The 357-nt window shown below is 54.6% G+C and carries 1 pseudogene; it reads left to right on the forward strand.

Annotated elements, in window-relative coordinates:
* Window positions 1-120 (forward strand): annotated as a pseudogene (locus ACF8EA_RS01280) (IS110 family transposase); the annotation flags it as partial.
* Window positions 121-357 lie beyond the last annotated feature (237 nt).

Raw genomic sequence — 357 nt, forward strand, 5'->3', positions numbered from 1 at the left:
AAGGAGGCGGCGATCAGGCTGGCTAATCGAAATCTGCGGATTATCTGGGCCCTGTTACAGAGCGATCAGGTTTACCAACGCAAACCGAACGAAAAACCGGAGGCGGCTATGAGCCTCTGACCAACCGGGTAATGCCACCGGGGCGCTAGGCGCTCCAACCCCTGCTAGTGAACATTGACCCTAGGTAAGACCGTCGCAGACCGATGCCTCCGCTCCTACAGGCCTGATAGTGGCCTCAATGTAAACGGCACACTGCGAGCTCACCACGATGTTGGCCAGAAGCAAAAAGCTTCCTCGAATAGGCCTGATACATAGATGCAACCGGGTTCCTATGTTCAAAAAGCAGCTAGACAGTGT

The sequence above is a fragment of the Pseudomonas sp. YQ_5 genome (assembly GCF_043103305.1).
Lineage (GTDB): Bacteria > Pseudomonadota > Gammaproteobacteria > Pseudomonadales > Pseudomonadaceae > Aquipseudomonas > Aquipseudomonas putida_Y.